This window comes from Kitasatospora sp. NPDC089797 (genome assembly GCF_040684795.1).
Classification (GTDB): Bacteria; Actinomycetota; Actinomycetes; order Streptomycetales; family Streptomycetaceae; genus Kitasatospora.
In genome coordinates, this window is sequence record NZ_JBFBGS010000089.1 from 1 (window position 1) to 16799 (window position 16799).

13 protein-coding genes are annotated in these 16799 nt (G+C 73.5%); 9 read left to right on the plus strand and 4 right to left on the minus strand.

Features of this window, described 5'->3' with window-relative positions:
• Positions 1–52 precede the first annotated feature (52 nt).
• Entirely contained in the window at positions 53–1678 is a 1626-nt protein-coding gene (locus AB0O91_RS40010) for an FAD-dependent monooxygenase (protein ID WP_363444097.1), read from the minus strand.
• A 281-nt stretch (positions 1679–1959) separates the two neighbouring features.
• Between AB0O91_RS40010 and AB0O91_RS40015 the strand changes: the two genes are divergently transcribed.
• Entirely contained in the window at positions 1960–2979 is a 1020-nt protein-coding gene (locus AB0O91_RS40015; protein ID WP_363444099.1) for a methyltransferase, read from the plus strand.
• Positions 2980–3044: 65 nt separating this feature from the next.
• Here AB0O91_RS40015 and AB0O91_RS40020 read toward each other — a convergent pair whose 3' ends face one another.
• Complete coding sequence (locus AB0O91_RS40020; protein ID WP_363444101.1) at positions 3045–5153, minus strand: MMPL family transporter; 2109 nt, start codon at positions 5151–5153, stop codon at positions 3045–3047.
• A 484-nt stretch (positions 5154–5637) separates the two neighbouring features.
• Between AB0O91_RS40020 and AB0O91_RS40025 the strand changes: the two genes are divergently transcribed.
• Positions 5638–7215 carry a hypothetical protein gene (locus AB0O91_RS40025; RefSeq protein WP_363444103.1) on the plus strand — a complete coding sequence of 526 codons (1578 nt, stop codon included), beginning with the start codon at positions 5638–5640 and terminating at the stop codon, positions 7213–7215.
• An 82-nt stretch (positions 7216–7297) separates the two neighbouring features.
• On the opposite strand, the gene AB0O91_RS40030 is transcribed toward AB0O91_RS40025, so the two are convergent.
• On the minus strand, positions 7298–7771 hold the full coding sequence (locus AB0O91_RS40030) for a hypothetical protein (protein ID WP_363444105.1): 474 nt from the start codon (positions 7769–7771) through the stop codon (positions 7298–7300).
• Positions 7772–7887: 116 nt separating this feature from the next.
• Between AB0O91_RS40030 and AB0O91_RS40035 the strand changes: the two genes are divergently transcribed.
• The 5 genes from AB0O91_RS40035 to AB0O91_RS40055 are packed head-to-tail and all read left to right on the plus strand — an operon-like array spanning position 7888 to position 12490.
• The gene (locus AB0O91_RS40035) at positions 7888–8256 is read left to right on the plus strand and encodes a cupin domain-containing protein (protein ID WP_363444108.1); all 369 of its coding nucleotides are present in this window, start codon (positions 7888–7890) and stop codon (positions 8254–8256) included.
• Positions 8246–9622 carry a class I tRNA ligase family protein gene (locus AB0O91_RS40040; protein ID WP_363444110.1) on the plus strand — a complete coding sequence of 459 codons (1377 nt, stop codon included), beginning with the start codon at positions 8246–8248 and terminating at the stop codon, positions 9620–9622. Before AB0O91_RS40035 ends, AB0O91_RS40040 begins: the two co-directional genes overlap by 11 nt.
• A complete protein-coding gene (locus tag AB0O91_RS40045; RefSeq protein WP_363444113.1) occupies positions 9619–10731 on the plus strand; it encodes an FAD-binding oxidoreductase in 1113 nt (370 codons plus the stop codon). The genes AB0O91_RS40040 and AB0O91_RS40045 overlap by 4 nt, the downstream gene beginning before the upstream one ends.
• Positions 10728–12125 (plus strand): FAD-binding oxidoreductase, encoded by a 1398-nt coding sequence (locus tag AB0O91_RS40050; RefSeq protein WP_363444116.1) that lies wholly within the window; start codon positions 10728–10730, stop codon positions 12123–12125. The genes AB0O91_RS40045 and AB0O91_RS40050 overlap by 4 nt, the downstream gene beginning before the upstream one ends.
• Positions 12122–12490, plus strand: a complete 369-nt coding sequence (locus AB0O91_RS40055; protein ID WP_363444119.1) for a hypothetical protein — start codon at positions 12122–12124, stop codon at positions 12488–12490. Before AB0O91_RS40050 ends, AB0O91_RS40055 begins: the two co-directional genes overlap by 4 nt.
• Before the next feature lie 87 nt (positions 12491–12577).
• On the opposite strand, the gene glnT is transcribed toward AB0O91_RS40055, so the two are convergent.
• Complete coding sequence (glnT, locus tag AB0O91_RS40060; RefSeq protein ID WP_363444122.1) at positions 12578–13939, minus strand: type III glutamate--ammonia ligase; 1362 nt, start codon at positions 13937–13939, stop codon at positions 12578–12580.
• Between the two features lie 178 nt (positions 13940–14117).
• Between glnT and AB0O91_RS40065 the strand changes: the two genes are divergently transcribed.
• Positions 14118–14801, plus strand: a complete 684-nt coding sequence (locus AB0O91_RS40065; RefSeq protein WP_363444125.1) for an SDR family NAD(P)-dependent oxidoreductase — start codon at positions 14118–14120, stop codon at positions 14799–14801.
• Between the two features lie 123 nt (positions 14802–14924).
• The gene (locus AB0O91_RS40070; RefSeq protein WP_363444128.1) at positions 14925–16679 is read left to right on the plus strand and encodes a tryptophan halogenase family protein; all 1755 of its coding nucleotides are present in this window, start codon (positions 14925–14927) and stop codon (positions 16677–16679) included.
• Positions 16680–16799: the final 120 nt, after the last annotated feature.

The following is a 16799-nucleotide window of genomic DNA, read 5'->3' on the forward strand; positions in this document are numbered from 1 at the left end:
CGGGGCGGCCCGCCGGGGGCCCCCCCGCGCCCGGCCGGTCCGCTCGGTCGGGTCAGCCGGCCGCGGTGGTCACCGGGTCCAGCCCGGCGGCCCGTGCCAGCACGTCGGTCAGCTCGGTGGCGGGGGTCCCGCCGGGGCCCGCGACGCGCCAGGCGACGAAGGCGTCCGGCCGGACCAGGACCGCGCCGCCGGCCGAGACGCCGTACGCCTCGGCCCAGTCGCGGTCCTTGGGGTGCAGCTCGCCGCCCTGGCCGATCCGGTGGACCCGCAGCGGCACGCCGAGCCGGGCCGCCGCCTGCTCGGCCGCCGCGGCCCACTCGTCGCCCGCCTCGTCGGTGAGCAGGACGAAGGAGTCCCAGAACAGGTCGATGGTCGAGATGATCTCGCCGTCCCGCTCCAGCCACAGGTGCGGGGCCCGGGTGCCGGGTTCGCCGCGCAGCTCCAGCTCCGGCGAGAGCACCGGACCGTGGGTGGTGCTGGTGATCGAGGAGGAGGCGTAGCGGTAGCCGAGGGTGATGATGATGTCGTCCACCATCTCGGCCCGGTCCTGGTCGGTGGCGTACCCGTGCCGGATCCGGTTGCGGACCATGGCCTGCGCCGCCATCGCGCTGCCCACGGCGCGGCGTTCGGCGTCGTAGGTGTTCAGCAGTTCGTCGCCGGCCCAGCCGTGCAGCACCGCGGCCAGCTTCCAGGCCAGGTTGTGCGCGTCGTGGATCCCGGTGTTGGCGCCGAACCCGCCCGCCGGCGGGTGCAGGTGGGCCGCGTCGCCGGCCAGGAAGACCCGGTCGGTGCGGAACTGCTCGGCCACCAGCTGCGCGCCCTGCCACGGGACCTTGTCGACGATCTCGACACCCAGGTCGGGCACCCCGGCCGCGGTCCGGACGATCTCCACGCACCGCTCGTCGGTGAAGTCCTCGGGCTTCTCGCCGAGTTCGGGGTGGTAGATCGGGGCCGCCAGGTACGGGTCGCAGCCGTGCAGCCGGGACAGGCCCATCAGGGTGTTGTCGACGTTCGCGTAGCAGAGGATGAACTTGCGTCCCTTGAGCACCACTTCGAGCTCGGGAGCCTTGAAGTAGATGCTCAGCGCGTTGAAGACGGTGCCGCGGCCGACCCGCTCCGTGCCCAGCTGCCGGCGCACCGCGCTGCTGGCCCCGTCCGCACCCACCAGGTAGTCGGCGCGCACCGTGAAGCGCTTGCCGGTGGCGTTCTCCTCGACGAGCGCCGTGACGCCGTCCCGGTCCTGGCTGAACTCCACCAGGCGGGTGCCGAAGCGGACGTCCGCGCCGAACTCGCGGGCCTTCTCGACCAGGACCTTCTCGTAGCGGTCCTGGCCGCAGCCCATCACCCGCTCGGGGCTGACGGTGGGGCCGTCCAGCGACGGGGACTCCAGCACCACCGCGTCGTCGATCTCGGCGAAGGTGTTGACCTGGATGATCCCGCCCTCGAAGTACGGGTGCGAGTCACCCATCTCGAGCCGGCGGATGTCGTCGTGGATGCCGGCGGCCCGGAACAGCTCCAGGGTGCGCGCCTGAAGGCCCGGCGCCCGCGGCAGCAGGGAGGTGCCGTCGCGCTTCTCGAGCACCATCGTGCGAATCCCGTGGCGGCCGCTGAAGAGGGCGGTGGAGAGGCCGACCGGCCCCGCCCCCACGATCAACACAGGGATGTTCACGTCATACATGCGTGTCCCCTCAAGAACTGATGAGCAGTGCCTCGTTCCCGGGCGGGCGAGGACCGGCTGAGCGCTGAACCGTGCTGGTGCGCGGGTCAGACGGGTCGATCCGCGGCACGGAGAACAGAGGTACCGACGGGGACTCGAGGATTCCTGGCATCCGGGTCGGGTGCACGGCGGTCCGGAGGGCTTCCAGGCAGGTTCGAGGCGCGCTCCACACCGGGCTGACAGTGTCCTGGCCGATCGGTGCGGCGCCTGGCAGGCAGGCGTCCAGGAGAGGAGTCCCGACCATGACGACCACGGCCCCGGACGTCAGCACCGCCGCAGGAATCCTGCGGCTGGGCAACGCGTTCTGTGACGCCAAGGCCCTGCTGACCGCGGTGGAGCTGGACCTGTTCACCCACCTGCACAAGGCGCCCGGTGGCGCGGCCACCGCCGAGGAGATCCAGCAGCAGCTGTCCCTGCACGGGCGCGGGCTGCGCGACTTCCTCGACCTGCTGACGGCCCTGAAGGTGCTGGAGCGCCAGGACGGGCGCTACCGCAACGCGCCGGGCACCGACCGGCACCTGGTGCGCGGCGAGGCGGCCTTCATCGGCGGCTTCCTGCTGCGCTCCAGCCGCAACCTCTACCCGGCCTGGGGCCGGCTCGGCGAGGCGCTGCGCACGGGCGAGCAGCAGTCCGGCAGCCACTACGACGAGGTGACCCAGAACCCGGAGATCCTGCGCCAGTTCATCGGCAGCATGGACGCCTTCACCAACGTGCTCGGCGCCGAGCTGGTCGAGGCCTACGACTGGTCCGGCCACGCCTCGGTGCTGGACGTGGGCGGCGCCCGCGGCAACCTGGCCTCGCAGATCGTCCGGGCCCGGCCGCACCTCGCCGGGCACGTCTTCGACCTGCCCGAGATGGAGCCCTTCGCCAAGGAGCTGGTGGCCGAACTCGGGCTCGCCGGCCGGCTGGAGTTCCACGGCGGCAGCTTCTTCACCGACCCGCTGCCCTCGGCGGACGTGGTCATCCTCGGGCACGTGCTGCACGACTGGGACCCGAAGCAGCGCGAGGGCCTGGTGCACAAGGCGTTCGAGGCGGTCAACCCCGGCGGCACCCTGCTGGTCTACGACCGGATGCTGGACGACGAGCCGGAGCACGCGGAGAACCTGGTGATCAGCCTCGACATGCTGCTGGTCACCGACGGGGGCTCGGAGTACCCGGCCGCCGAGATCGTCGGCTACGCGAAGGACGCCGGGTTCGCCCGGACCGAGGTCACCCCGCTCGGCGACTACGACACGCTGGTCACCTGCTACAAGGCCGGCTGAGCCCGCTCAGCACTGCGCCCCCCGGTCGGCCGACCGGGGGGCGCAGTGCTGTACGGGGGCGGTCGTCAGTGGATGAGCTGGGGCTGGTGCTCGGAGGCCGTCCCCGAGCCGGTCGCGGACCGCTTCAGGCCGGCCCGCGAGGGCCACCAGACCCGCCGGTCGAGCTCCAGGGTCAGCGCCGGCACCAGCAGCGAGCGCACCAGCATGGTGTCCAGCAGGACGCCGAAGCCGACGATGAAGGCCTGCTGCGCCATCGAGACCATCGGCACCACGGCGAGCGCGGCGAAGGTGGCGGCCAGCACGATGCCGGCCGAGCTGATCACCCCGCCGGTCAGCCGCAGCGCGGTGAGGGTGCCGGTCCGGGTGCCGTGCTGCAGCGACTCGGCCCGCACCCGGTGCATCAGGAAGATGTTGTAGTCGACGCCGAAGGCGACCAGGAAGACGAACCCGAGCAGCGGGATCGACGGGTCGGCCCCGGCGAAGTGGAAGACGTGGTTGAAGACCAGCGCGGAGACGCCCATGGTGGCGGCGTAGGAGAGCACCACGGTCGCCACCAGCAGCAGCGGCGCGACGAGCGAGCGCAGCAGCAGGGCCAGCACCACCAGGATCACCAGCAGGACCAGCGGGATGACCGTGCGCAGGTCCCGGTCGCTGGCGTCGCGGGTGTCGATGGTGACGGCGGTGTAGCCGCCGACCTTCGCGTCGGCGCCGGCCACCTGGTGCACGGCGGTGCGCAGTTGGCGGACGGCGTGGACGGCGGCTGGGCTGTCGGGCGTGGTGTCCAGCACGCCGTCGATCTCGACCAGGCCGTTGACCACCTTGGCCGGTCCGTTCGCCGCGCCGGTGCCGTTGGCCGGGTCGCCGGCGGCGGTGAGCGGGGCGACGGCGGTCAGGCCGCCGATGCCGCGGGTGGCGGCCAGCACCGGGTCGAGCGCCTCCTGCTTGGCGATCACCGTCACGGGGGTGCCGGCGCCGCCCGGGTAGTGGGCGCTCAGCACGTCCTGGCCCGCCACCCCGTCGGTCTTGGTGCTGAAGCTGTCGGCCAGGGCGATGCCGGAGGCCTTGAACTGGGCCGAGAAGCCGGCCGCGAGGACCAGCAGCAGGGCCGTCGACACCCAGACCACCCGCTGGCGGCGGCCGACCAGGCCGGCGACGCGGCCCCAGACGCCCTCCTTGGTGCTCGCGGTGCTGCCGAAGTGGGGGCGCACCGGCCAGTAGGCGCCGCGCCCGGTCAGGGCGAGCACCGCCGGCATGAAGGTGAGACCGGTCAGCAGCGAGGCACCGATGCCGAGTGCGGCCACCGGCCCCATGCTGCGGTTGCTGTTGAGGTCGCTGAGCATCAGGCACAGGGTGCCCAGGATGACCGTGACGCCGGAGGCCAGCACCGGCCACAGCACCGCCCGCCAGGCGGCCGCGAGGGCGTCGTACTTGCTCGCGGTGCGCCGCAGTTCCTCCTGGTAGCGGCTGATCAGCAGCAGCGAGTAGTCGGTGGTGGCGCCCACCACGAGGACGGACAGCACGCCCTGGCTCTGGCCGGTGAGCGAGATCGCCCCGCTCTTGGTGAGGCCGTAGACCGCGGCGGCCGCCACCCCGGAGGCGAGGGCCACCCCGAGCAGGACGAGGATCGGCAGGGTCGGGCTGCGGTACACCAGGATCAGCACCAGGATGACCAGGCCGACCGCCACCAGCAGGAGTTGGCCGTCGATGCTGCTGAAGGACTTGGACAGGTCCTCGTAGAGGCCGCCCAGTCCGGTGACGTGTCCGGCCAGGCCGGGGTGGCTGGACGCCAGGCCGCGCAGCTTGGCGACCGTGGTGTGCATCGCGTCGGTGGTGTTGAGCACGGGGACGGTGAACTGCAGCGCCTGACCGTCCTTCGAGGCGGTCACCGGTCCGACCGCACCGCGCAGGCCGGGCAGCGCGGCCGCGGCGGTGGCGTCGGACTGGACGGCGGCGCGGTCCTGCGCGGTGATGCCGGACGTCCGTTGGTAGACGACGACGGCGGGGTAGGTCTTGTTGTCCCAGAACAGAGCCTGCTGGTTGTCCGCCTTGATCGATTCGGCGTTGGCCGGCAGGTAGGCCGCACCGTCGTTGGTGGCGACGTCACCGAGCTTGGACTCGAACGAGCCGGTCGCCCCGCTGACCACCAGCCAGCCGAACACGATCAGTAGCGGCACCAGCCAACGAAGACGGCGGCCGGTGGCCGCGGTGCGCCTAGGGCTCATAGGGAACCTCCGGTTATGACGAATTTGGGTACATCTGGTGTGGACGGGAGCAGCGGAATGTTCCTGGTTGCGGCTCGAGTCCTGGCGGAGCGGCGGTGTCGGCCGACCGGAGCCGGGCGCGCCGCGGGGGCGGATGGCCGAAACCGACCGGCCACGGACGACCAGGGGTTTGGGAACCGGCGATCCGCGACAGTGATCGGTCGGCTACCGTCGGCGGCGAACGCCGCAGGTCATGGACATGCAGAAGATCCGGGTCCGGTTCGCCCCGGTCCGGCCGGCCCGGCGGCCGTGTCCGGATCACGCCGCTGCGATCGAGTCGTATGCGAGTGGGGCTTGAGCGGGGGTCGCCACTATTCGGCCAGCTCGACGAAATGACCAGCAGTAGTCACGGGACCAGGGCGGGCGGGCAGCCGCCGTCGGCTCGAAGGGGTACAGGATGACAAGACCTTCGCGGATACGCTCCCTCGCGGCGATGCTCCTCAGCATCGGCCTGGTGCTGGCGGCGGCGGATACCGCCGCCGCCGTCGGCACCGCCCCGACGGACGGCACCACCCCGGCCACCGCGGCCCGGGCGGCCGGCACCACGTACTACGTCGACTGTGCCGCGGGCGACGACCACGCCGCCGGCACCGGCACCGGAACGGCCTGGCGCACCCTGGCCCGGGTCAACACGGTGGTGCTCCACGCCGGCGACAGCGTGCGCCTGCGCGGCGGCACGACCTGCGCCGGCACCCTGGCTCCCCAGGGCTCGGGCACCGCGGCCAGCCCGGTGACCCTCACCTCCTACGGCTCCGGCCAGGCCCGCATCGACGGACAGGGCGCGCTCGCCGCGGTCTACCTGCACAACGTCCAGGGCTACGTGGTGAAGAACCTGACGGTCAGCAACACCGGCCCGGCGCCGACCGCGGGCCAGCAGCGGGTGGGCGTCTACGTCCAGCTCACCGACTTCGGCACGGGCAGCTACTACCGGATCACCGGCCTGAACGTGGCCGACGTCAACGGCGGCGACACCCGCTTCCCCAACCCCAGCGGCGGGATCGTGTTCGACGCGGGCGGCACCACCAAGCCCACCGGCTTCGACAACGTCCGGGTGCTCGGCAACACGGTGAACCACGTGGACCGGACCGGCATCGCCCTGGTCTCCTCCTGGCAGCGCCGTGACCTCAACCCGACCGGCCCGGGCAGCTCGTTCGTCCCGCTGACCCACGTCGTCGTCTGCGGGAACACCGTCACGGACATCGGCGGCGACGGCATCCTGGTCTTCAACGGGATCAGCCCGGTGGTGGAGTACAACCTGATCGACGGTTACAACGAGCGGTCCGCCGACTACAACGTGGGCGCCTACCCGTGGAACTCCGACAACGCGGTCTTCCAGTACAACGAGGTCGCCCACGGGGTCAGCCCCGCGATGGCGTTCGACTTCGAGGGCGGCAACCGCGGCGCCGTCTACCAGTACAACTTCTCGCACGACAACGGCGGTGGCGCCCTGTTCAGTTGCCCCTCGGAGGGCACCTCGTCCACCGGCGGCGTCTTCCGCTACAACATCAGCCAGAACGACGTCGGCAGCGGCAACCTCGCCGTGATCACGATGCCCTGCGGTGACGAACCGAACTCGCAGATCTACAACAACACCTTCTACGAACCGACCACGGCGAACATGGTGCTCGTCACGGGCGCCTCGACCTTCTCCTTCACCAACAACATCTTCGTCGGCCAGCCCGGCGGCTCGGTGCTCAACGACCCGCGCAGCACGTACGCGTACAACGTCTTCCAGAACGTCAACGGCGTCACCTCGTACGGCGCCCACGCCGTTCAGGGGGCTCCGCTGTTCCTCTCCCCGGGGACGGCGACCTCGCTCGACGACGCCGCCGGATACCAGCTGGCGGCCGGCTCACCGGCGCTCGCCACCGGAACCCCGGTGGCCGGCGGCGGCCCGATCGACTACTTCGGTGACCCGGTCCCGTCCAGCAACCTCAACATCGGTGCCTACCAGGGCGCCGGGGCCGGCTTCTGACCGGAGGCGCCCCGGACACCACGGACGCCGCCGCGAACCCTTCTCCGGGGTCCGCGGCGGCGTCCGCCCGTGCGCGGGGCGGTCAGTACCGCCCGGCGACGGTGGCGGCCAGGTAGGCGGCGAAGTCCGGCTCGGCGGGGGCCAGCACGTTGCGCACCCAGGCGTCCCGCTCGTGGCCGATGGCGACCAGCTCCCAGACGCAGGCGGTCGCGTCGCCCGGCGCCGGGGCGGGCGCGGTCAGGTCGTCCCAACCGGCCAGCCAGGTACGGGTGTGCAGGATCAGCCGGTTGGGGCTCCACCAGCCCACCACGACGTAGCAGCCGTCCTCGTCCTCATGCACCACGCTGAACCCGTACCCGCCCGGCTGTCCGTCCGGCAGCGACCGGCGCACCGCCAGCCGGGCGAAGTCCAGCACCGGCTCCGGCGGGGTGTCGCGCAGCGCCGAGACGCCGTACCGCTTCACCGTCCAGCCCCCGACCGACTCCGCCGCCAGCGCCGTGATCGAGCGCGGGGCGTACTCCACCGGGCGTCGTCCCACCTGCGTGTCCGTGGTCATACCGGTGATGGTGGCACGGCGCCCCGAAGCTGCCAACCTCCCTTCGAGGCCTTCTTGAGTGCGGCGACGGACCATCGGGCCGTCAGGCCAGCCAACCACCGCGCAGGAGGGCCCTCGTGCAGAAGTTCACCATCGGCGACTCGAAACTGGAGACCGAGTACGGCATCCGCATCGGCCGCTGGGACCGCTACCCCGGCACGGGGGCCCTCCCGTTCGACGCGATGTGGTGCCAGGTTCCGGCCGGCTCGCAGAGCACGCCGGACACCCACCCCGAGGTCGAGCTCGCGATCGTCCTGGGCGGCGACGCCACCTTCACGGTGGACGGCGTGGACACCCCGGCCCCGGTGGGCACGGCGATGCTGCTCACCCCGGGCGAGCGCCACGTGATCACCGCGAACGGCGCGGCGCCGGTCAGCCTCCTGAGCATCTACTGGCTGCCGGGGGCCGGGCCGGCGTCCGACGGGCCGGTGTCCGATGTCGACTGACCGCACGGGAGCGGCCACGGTGGTGCTGTCGCCGCCGCCCACCCCCAACGGGCCGCTGCACCTGGGCCACCTCGCCGGCCCCTACCTCGCCGCCGACCTCGCGGTGCGCGCCGCGAACCGCCGGGGCGACCGGGTGCTCGCGCTGTGCGGGCTGGACGACCACCAGAACTACGTGCTGGCCCAGGCCCGCCGCGAGGGCCTCCCGGTCGACGAACTGCGCGAGCGCAACGCCGAGTTGATCCGCGGCGTGTTCAAGCGGGCCGGCATTGCCCACGACGGCTTCACCGAGCCGCTGGTCGACGCGGGCTACCGGGCCGCCGTGGTCGAGTTCCTGGAGGAGCTGGTCCTCAGCGGCGCGCTGCCGGTCGAGGAGTGGCACACGCCGGTCTGCCCGAACTGCCCCGGCATCCTGCACCACGCCTACGTCACCGGCGACTGCCCGCAGTGCGGCGCCGTCAGCAGCGGCGGCACCTGCGAGGGGTGCGCCGGCTACACCCCGGCCTCCGCCCTGGGCCGGCCGCACTGCACCCGCTGCGGGTCGCCGGCCACCGCGCGGCGCACCGTCCGCGGCCCGGTGCTGCGGCTGGAGGACCACCGGGCCGCGCTGGAGGAGGCCTGGCTGAACGCCGGCCTCGCCCCGCGGGTCCGCCGCATCGCGGCGCAGCTGCTCCGGCAGCCGCTGCCGGTCGTGCCGTTCAGCTACCCCACCGACTGGGGGATCGAGCTGCCCTCCATCCCGGGCCACCGGGTGGACGTCTGGGGGGAGATGGGCCTGGGCTACCTCTACACCATCGGCCAGCGGCTGGCACCCGGCACCCGGGGCATGGCCGGGCACCTGGACGCCTGGCGCGACGTCGACGCGGTCTGGGCCTTCCTCGGCCTCGACAACGCCTTCTACTACCTCGCGCTGTTCCCCGCGCTGTTCGCCGCCGCCGGACTGCCGGCCCGGGTGCTCGGCGGGCTGGTGGTGAACGAGTTCTACCGGCTGGAGGGCGCCAAGTTCTCCACCAGCCGCCGACACGCGGTGTGGGCCCACGAGTTCCTCGACGAGGAGGACCCGCGGCTGGTGCGCGCCTTCCTCAGCTGGGACCGTCCGGCGCCGCAACCCGCCAACTTCACCCTGGAGCGCTACCGGGCCCTCACCGGCGCCTGGACCGGCGGCTCTGCGGCGGCCGCCCCGGACGAGGCCGAACTCGCCCGGGCCGAGGCGGCGTTGAGCCTGGAGCAGTTCGACGCGGCGCTGGCCGCGCGCTGCCTGCTGGGCGGCGGGCTGCCGGCCGCCGGGGCGCCCGCCGGCGGCGCCGCGACGGCCGCCGGTGAGCTGCTGGACGTGCTGACCGGTGGGGCGGCGGAGGTGCCGCGATGAGGATCTGCGTCGTCGGCGGCGGCCTCGCCGGGACGATGCTCGCCTGGCGGCTGGTGCGGCACAGCGGCGTCGAGGTCGAGCTGGTCGCCGGCCCTGCCGGGGGCGGGGACGCGACCCGGGCCTCCGGCGGCATCGTGCGGGGCTTCGAGGAGGATCCCGAACTCTCCGAACTCGCCTGGCGGAGCCTCGCCGAGCTGCGCGGGAGCGAGCTGCTCAGGAGCTGGTCCGGCTACCGGGAGACCGGCGGCCTCTACGTCCTCGGCGAGCCGCTGCCCGAGGAGCGGCTCGCCGGGCTGCACCGCCGGATGCCGGGGGCGGTCGAACTGCTCGACCGCCGGACGCTGGCCCGGCGGTTCGGCCTGGCGGGCCTGCCGTCGCAGGCGGTGGGAATCCTGGAGCGCGGCGCGGGCTACCTCTCCCCGGACCAGCTGAGGGCGGGCGCCCGGGCCGACTTCACGGCCCGCGGCGGCGCCCTCGACGAAGGCGTCCTGCGCGACCTGCGGCCGGGGGAGGACGGCGTCGGCTACGCCACCGACCGGGGCCGCCGGTGCGCGGACGCGGTGGTGCTGGCGGCCGGCGCCTGGACCGGGCGGCTGCTGCACGACAGCGGCCTGCCCCCGGTCGGCCTGCGGACCAAGGTCATCCAGTACGCGCTCTACGACGTCCGGGGCGTCTGCCCGCCGCCCTTCGTGGACGTCTCCAGCGGGCTCTACGGCCGCCCGGCCGGGCCGGGCCGGATGCTCTTCGGGCTGCCCACCGAACGCTGGGACGTGCACGCCGGCCCGCAGCCGTTCCTGGACGCCGAGGAGCGGGCGGTGCGCCGCGCCGTCGCGCTGCGGCTGCCCGGGCTGCAGGTCGACCCGCCGCACCGCTCGGTGGCCACCGCCGAGGCGTACGTCCCACAGGGGCGGCTGGCCCTGCGGCCGGTGCCGTCCTGCCCCGCCGGCCTGTTCACCTTCGCCGGCGGCAGCGGCGCGGCGGCCAAGACCGCGCTGGCCGCCGGGGCGCTGGCCGCCGACGACCTGCTGGCCCGGTTCGGCGTGCGGTCCGGCGCCGTGTCGGCCGCCGCCGCCCGACCGATCCCGATCCCTGGAGGGGAACCCCGATGAGCGCCGCCGTCCGCCGTGCCCTGGAAACCGCCTGCCCGGGCCGGGTCGTCACGCCCGGCCACCCCGCCTACGACCGGGTCCGGCTGCTGTTCAACGGCATGCACGACCGCCGTCCGCAGGCGATCTGCCTGCCGTCCGACGTGGCCGGGGTCCGCGCCGCGGTGCTGGCCGCCCGGGAGACCGGGCTGCCCACCGCGATCCGCGGCGGCGGCCACAACATCGCCGGCTCCGGCTCGGTCGACGACGGCGTGGTCATCGACCTGCGCCTGCTCAACCGGGTCGCGGTGGACCCGGAGCGACGGCGCGCACGGGTCGGCGGCGGCGCGATCTGGGCCGACTTCGACCTGGCGACCACCGGCTACGGGCTGGCCTCCACCGGCGGCACCTTCGACGACACCGGCGTCGGCGGGCTCACCCTGGGCGGTGGCATCGGCCACCTGATGGGGCGCCACGGCCTGGCCTGCGACAACGTCGAGTCCTACGAACTGGTCACGGTCGACGGCGAGGTGCGCACCGTCGACGCCGCCAGTGACCCCGAGCTGGACTGGGCGCTGCGCGGGGCCGGCCACAACTTCGGCGTGGTCACCGGGTTCGAGTTCCGGCTGCACCCCGTCGAGCGGGTCTACGGCGGCTACGTGGCCTACCCCGGCACGGACCCGGCCGCCGCGATCCGGCTCTTCCGGGACCTCATGCTCTCCGCGCCGGACGACCTGACCTGCACCCTGCTGCTGGAGCGCTTCGGGCCCACCCAGGAACCGGCCGCGGTGATGAGCGTCTGCTACTGCGGCGACGACCCGGAGTACCGGGCCACCCTGGACAAGACCCTGCGCCGGCTGGAGCCGATCGACTGGCGGATCGAGGAGCGCGGCTACCTCTCGATGCAACTCTGCCTGGGGCGGCTGCCGTTCGGCCTGCGGCACTACTGGAGCGCACGCTGCGTGGACGGCCTGCCGGACGAGCTGGTGGAGGCCGTCGCCGAGCGGTTCCGGGCGGCCCGGATCACCGATCCGTTCAACGACACCGTGCTGCTGGAGCCGATCAACGGCGCGGTCCGCACGGCGGACCCGGCGCGCAGCGCGGTGCCGTTCCGCGGCGCGGGCTTCAACGTCACCGGGATGGCCATCTGGGACCCGAGCCGCCCGGACGCCGACGCCGAGCGCACCGCCTGGGCCAAGTCGGTGGCCGCCGCGGCGGAGCCGTACGGGAGTTGGGGCGACGGGTACATCAACTACTCCGGGGACGGCCCCTCGGCGGGCCCCGAGCGGGCGGTGCGCACCTTCGGGGCCGAGACGTACGGGCGCCTGGTGGCGCTCAAGCGCCGGCTGGACCCGGAGAACTTCCTGCGCTCCAACTACAACGTCGACCCGGCCGGGGACGCGGAGCCGGTCCGATGACGGCCGGCGGCCGGCGGACGGCGCCCGACTACGACGGACGGACCTTCCGCGGGGTGTCGGCCGGGGGCGGTGCCCCGGACCAGCGCCCGACCGGCCACTACCACCAGCAGGGCGAGCTGGTGTGGGCCGAGTTCGCGGGCGGTCCGGTGCGGGACGGCCGGCTGGTCGGCCGCTGCGACCCGGAGGGGGTGCTCACGATCGCCTACGCCCAGGTGCTCACCGACGGCCGGGTGGTCTCCGGGGAGTGCGTCAGCACCCCCGAGCTGCTGCCCGACGGCCGGGTCCGGCTGTGCGAGCGGTGGCGCCGCGGCGACGGCTCCACCGGGGTCTCCTGGATCGAGGAGCTGCCGGGCCCGCGTTCCTAGGGGTCGGTGGCACGCGGGAAAGGGGCGAGGGGTGCGATCCCGGTGGATCGCACCCCTCGCCCCTTGCCGTCGGGCCGGGCCCGACGGTCAGGCCAGCAGGTAGCGCTCGAGCTCCCAGGCAGTCACCTGGCGGTGGAACTCGGCGAACTCCTCGCGCTTGACCGCCGCGTAGTAGTCGGCGTACTCCCCGCCCGGGACCTTGCCGAGCGCCGCGCGCAGGGCGCCGTCCCGGACCAGCTCGTCCACCGCGTGCAGCAGGGTCGCCGGCAGCGGGCGCAGCCCGGCCCCGGCGCCGGCCGCCTCCAGGTCACCGGTGAGCGGGTCGCCGGGGTCCGCGCCCCGGGCGATGCCGTCCGCACCGGCGGCCGCCACGCCGGCGATCGCCAGGTACGGGTTGGCCGCCGCGTCCACGCAGCGGACCTCGATCCGGCCGGTGTCCGGGATCCGGACCAGGTGGGTGCGGTTGTTGCCGCCGTAGGTGGCGTAGCCGGGCGCCCAGCTGGAGCGGGACAGGGTGTCGGCGCCCGCCGAGAGCCGCTTGTAGGAGTTGACGGTCGGGCAGGTCAGCGCGAGCAGGGCGGGCGCGTGCTCCAGCAGGCCGGCGATGAAGCTGTAGCCGAGCGCCGAGGTGCCGAGGCCCCGCGGGTCCGCGGGGTCGGTGAACAGCGAGGTGTTGCCCTCCCAGAGCGAGACGTGCAGGTGCAGCCCGCTGCCGGTGAGGTGGCCGAACGGCTTGGGCATGAAGGTGGCCACCAGGCCGTTGCGGTGGGCGGCCATCCGGGCCAGGTGGCGGAAGACCACGACCCGGTCGGCGGTGCGCAGCGCGTCCGCGTAGCCGAAGTTGTGCTCGAACTGCCCGTTGGCGTCCTCGTGGTCGTTGGAGTAGTTCTCCCAGCCCAGCGCGTCGATGGCCCGGCTGACCGTGCTGAGGTGGTCGAACGCGCGGGTGGCCGCGCCGGCGTCGTAGCCGGGGGAGGGGGCGGTGTCCAGCTCGTCGGCCACCGCGATGGAGCCGTCCTCGGCGCGCTTGACCAGGAAGTACTCCGGCTCCGCGCCGACCTTCAACTGCCGCCCCTGGTCGGCGAGTCGGGCCAGCTGCTCGCGCAGGATCCAGCGCGGCGCGTAGGGCCAGGGCCGGCCCTCGACGTACAGGTCGCACTGGATGATGCCGAGGCCCTCCTGCAGCGGGACCTTGGTGTAGGAGGTGACGTCCGGGATCGCCACCAGGTCCGGGTCGCCGGAGGACTGGCCGAGCGCGCCCGCGCAGTTGCCGGCGAAGCCCAGTCCCTCGCTGAGCAGTTGGTCCAGGGTGCGGACCGGCGCCAGCTTGGCGCAGGGCCGGCCGTGCAGGTTGACGAACATGACGAGCAGGAACTCGACCCCGTCCCGGGCCACGGCCCGGGCCAGTTCCTCGGCGTTCCTCGGTGGTGCGGGGGGCAGTGCCGTCATCGCGGCCTCCAGGGTGGGAAGAAGTGGTGCCTCGCGAGGGGACGGGGGCCGCGGGCCTGGTCCGTCCGCGGCACCACTGTGACCGCGTCGACTCGCGCCGAACTCGAAGACCCGAGCGCTGCTCGAGCCGCGCCCCCCACCATCGCCGGTATCACGTCGTGTCGTACGGGAGGTTGAAGTGACCGAGCAGCGGACTGTGTTGATCACCGGAGCGAACCGGGGGCTGGGCCAGGCCGTCGCGGCCGAGCTGCGCGAGCGCGGACTGCAGGTGGTGCTGACCGCGCGCGACGAGGAGGAGGCCCGTGCGGCCGCCCTCGCGCTGGGCCCCGAGGTCCGTTCCCACGCCCTGGACGTGACGGACCAGGCGAGCGTGGACCGGGCCCGCAAGGAGATCGGCCCGGTCGACGTCCTGGTCTCCAACGCCGGTGTCCTGCTGGACAGCGGCAGCGACCCGCTCTCGGTCAGCCTCGACCTGGTCCGGCAGACCTTCTCGGTGAACCTGCTCGGCTCCTGGCGGGTCGCCCAGGCCTTCGTGCCGGACATGGTCCGCCGGCGCTGGGGCCGGGTGGTGCTGGTCTCCAGCGGCACCGGCTCGTTCAGCCACGGCCTGTTCGCCGGCAGCCCCGGCTACTCGCTCTCCAAGGCCGCGGTCAACGGCCTGACCCAGCTCCTGGCCGGCCAGACCCGGGAGTTCGGCGTCCTGGTGAACGCGGTGAACCCGGGACCGACCCGGACCCGGATGATGCCGGACGCGCAGCGCACCGCCGAGGAGGCGGCCCGGGACATCGCCGACGCGGCCACGCTGCCGGACGGCGGTCCCACCGGGACGTTCCGGCGCGGTGAGGTGACCTTCGACTGGTGAGCGCGGGCGCGCAGCCCGGCTTTCCAGGGCGGCTCGAGCCGCCCTGTTGACACTGCTGTCGGCGTGGCCGCCCCGGTGAGGCGGGCGGCGTGCCCGCAGTCGGATCAGATTGGGGAGTCCCAGATGGACCACAAGAACCTCGCCAACGGGCTGGGGTCGGACGACCGCAACGTGCTGGACCGTTTGCTGGAGTCCTTTCCGGACGCGGACGCGGCCGGCGTCAGGAGCTGGCTGCCCGGGGCCGGGGGCGCGGGCACCGACCCGATGGCGCTGCTCGGCGCGCTGGCCGCGACGGGCAGCGACCACGCCCGGCCGGTGGACGGCGACCCGCAGGCGATCCGCCGGATCGGGGTGATCGGCGGGGGGACGGCCGGCTACCTGACCGCGCTCGCGCTCAAGGCCAAGCGGCCGTGGCTGGACGTGACCCTGGTGGAGTCCACGTCCATCCCGATCATCGGGGTGGGCGAGGCCACGGTCTCCTACTTCACCCTCTTCCTCCACCACTACCTGGGCATCGACGCCGAGGAGCTGTACGCGCGGGTGCGGCCGACCTGGAAGCTGGGCATCAAGTTCGACTGGGGCCCGGGTTCGGACGCCTTCATGGGCCCGTTCGACTGGTCGGCGGACTCCGTCGGCCTGGTCGGCGCGATCAAGTCCCACGGCAGCATCAACGGTTCGACCCTGGGCTCGGCCATGATGGGGGCGGACCGGGCCCCGGTGTACCAGGTCGGGCAGGACCCGGTCTCGCTGATGAAGTACCTGCCGTTCGCCTACCACCTGGACAACGCGCGGCTGGTGTCCTACCTGACCGAGCTGGCCGAGCGGCGCGGCATCCACCACGTCGAGGCCACCATCGACGACGTGGTGCTCAGCGGCGAGGAGTGGGTCGACCACGTGCGCACCGGCGACGGCCGGGACCTCTCCTTCGACCTCTACGTGGACTGCACCGGCTTCCGCTCCCGGCTGCTGGGCGACGCCCTCAAGACGCCCTACCAGAGCTTCGGCAGCAGCCTGTTCACCGACCGCGCGGTCACCGGCAACATCGAGCACGGCGGCGAGATCGTCCCCTACACCCAGGCCACCACGATGAACGCGGGCTGGTGCTGGCGCATCCCGACCCGCGAGGACGACCACCGCGGCTACGTCTACTCCTCGGCCGCCATCTCCGACGACGAGGCCGTGGACGAGCTGACCACCCGCTTCCCCGGGATCAAGAACCCGCGGCTGGTGAAGTTCCGCAGCGGGCGCTACGAGAAGGCCTGGCGCGGCAACGTGGTCGGCATCGGCAACTCCTACGGCTTCGTGGAGCCGCTGGAGTCCACCGGCCTGCTGATGATCGCCACCGAGGCGCTCACGCTGGTCTCCAGCCTGCCCGCCTCCTGGGCCGACCCGCAGCCGCGCGACGCGGTCAACATCGGCCTGGCGCAGCACTGGGACGCGATCCGCTGGCTGCTGTCGATCCACTACAAGTTCAACACCCGCCTGGACACGCCGTTCTGGAAGGAGTGCCGGGCGCTCACCGACGTCTCCGGCTTCCAGCCGCTGCTGGACATCTACGCGGCCGGCGCGCCGCTGTCGCGGCGCAACGCGGTGGTGCAGGACCTGGCGAACCGGGTGGCACCGTCGTTCTTCGGCCTGTACGGCATCGACTGCCTGCTGCTCGGCCAGCAGGTCCCGACCCGGCTGCTCGAGCTGGGCGAGCCGCTGGAGCAGTGGCAGGCCCGCAGCCGGGCGGCCGACTCGCTGGTGGCCCGGGCGCTGCCGACCCGTCAGGCGCTGGAGGCCTTCGACGCCTTCCCGGAGCTGAACCGCCAGCTGCTGGAGGACGAGGACAGCTGGGCCGGCCCGCAGATCGCCCGGCGGATGGGCCTGCGCTGACCGTTCCGCGGCCGGTGGGCGGGCCCGGGCCCGCCCACCGGCCTTGTCGTGTCGCGTCGTGTCGCGTCGTGTCGCGTCGCGCCCGTCGTGGCGAAGGCCCCGGGCACCGCAGGAATGCGG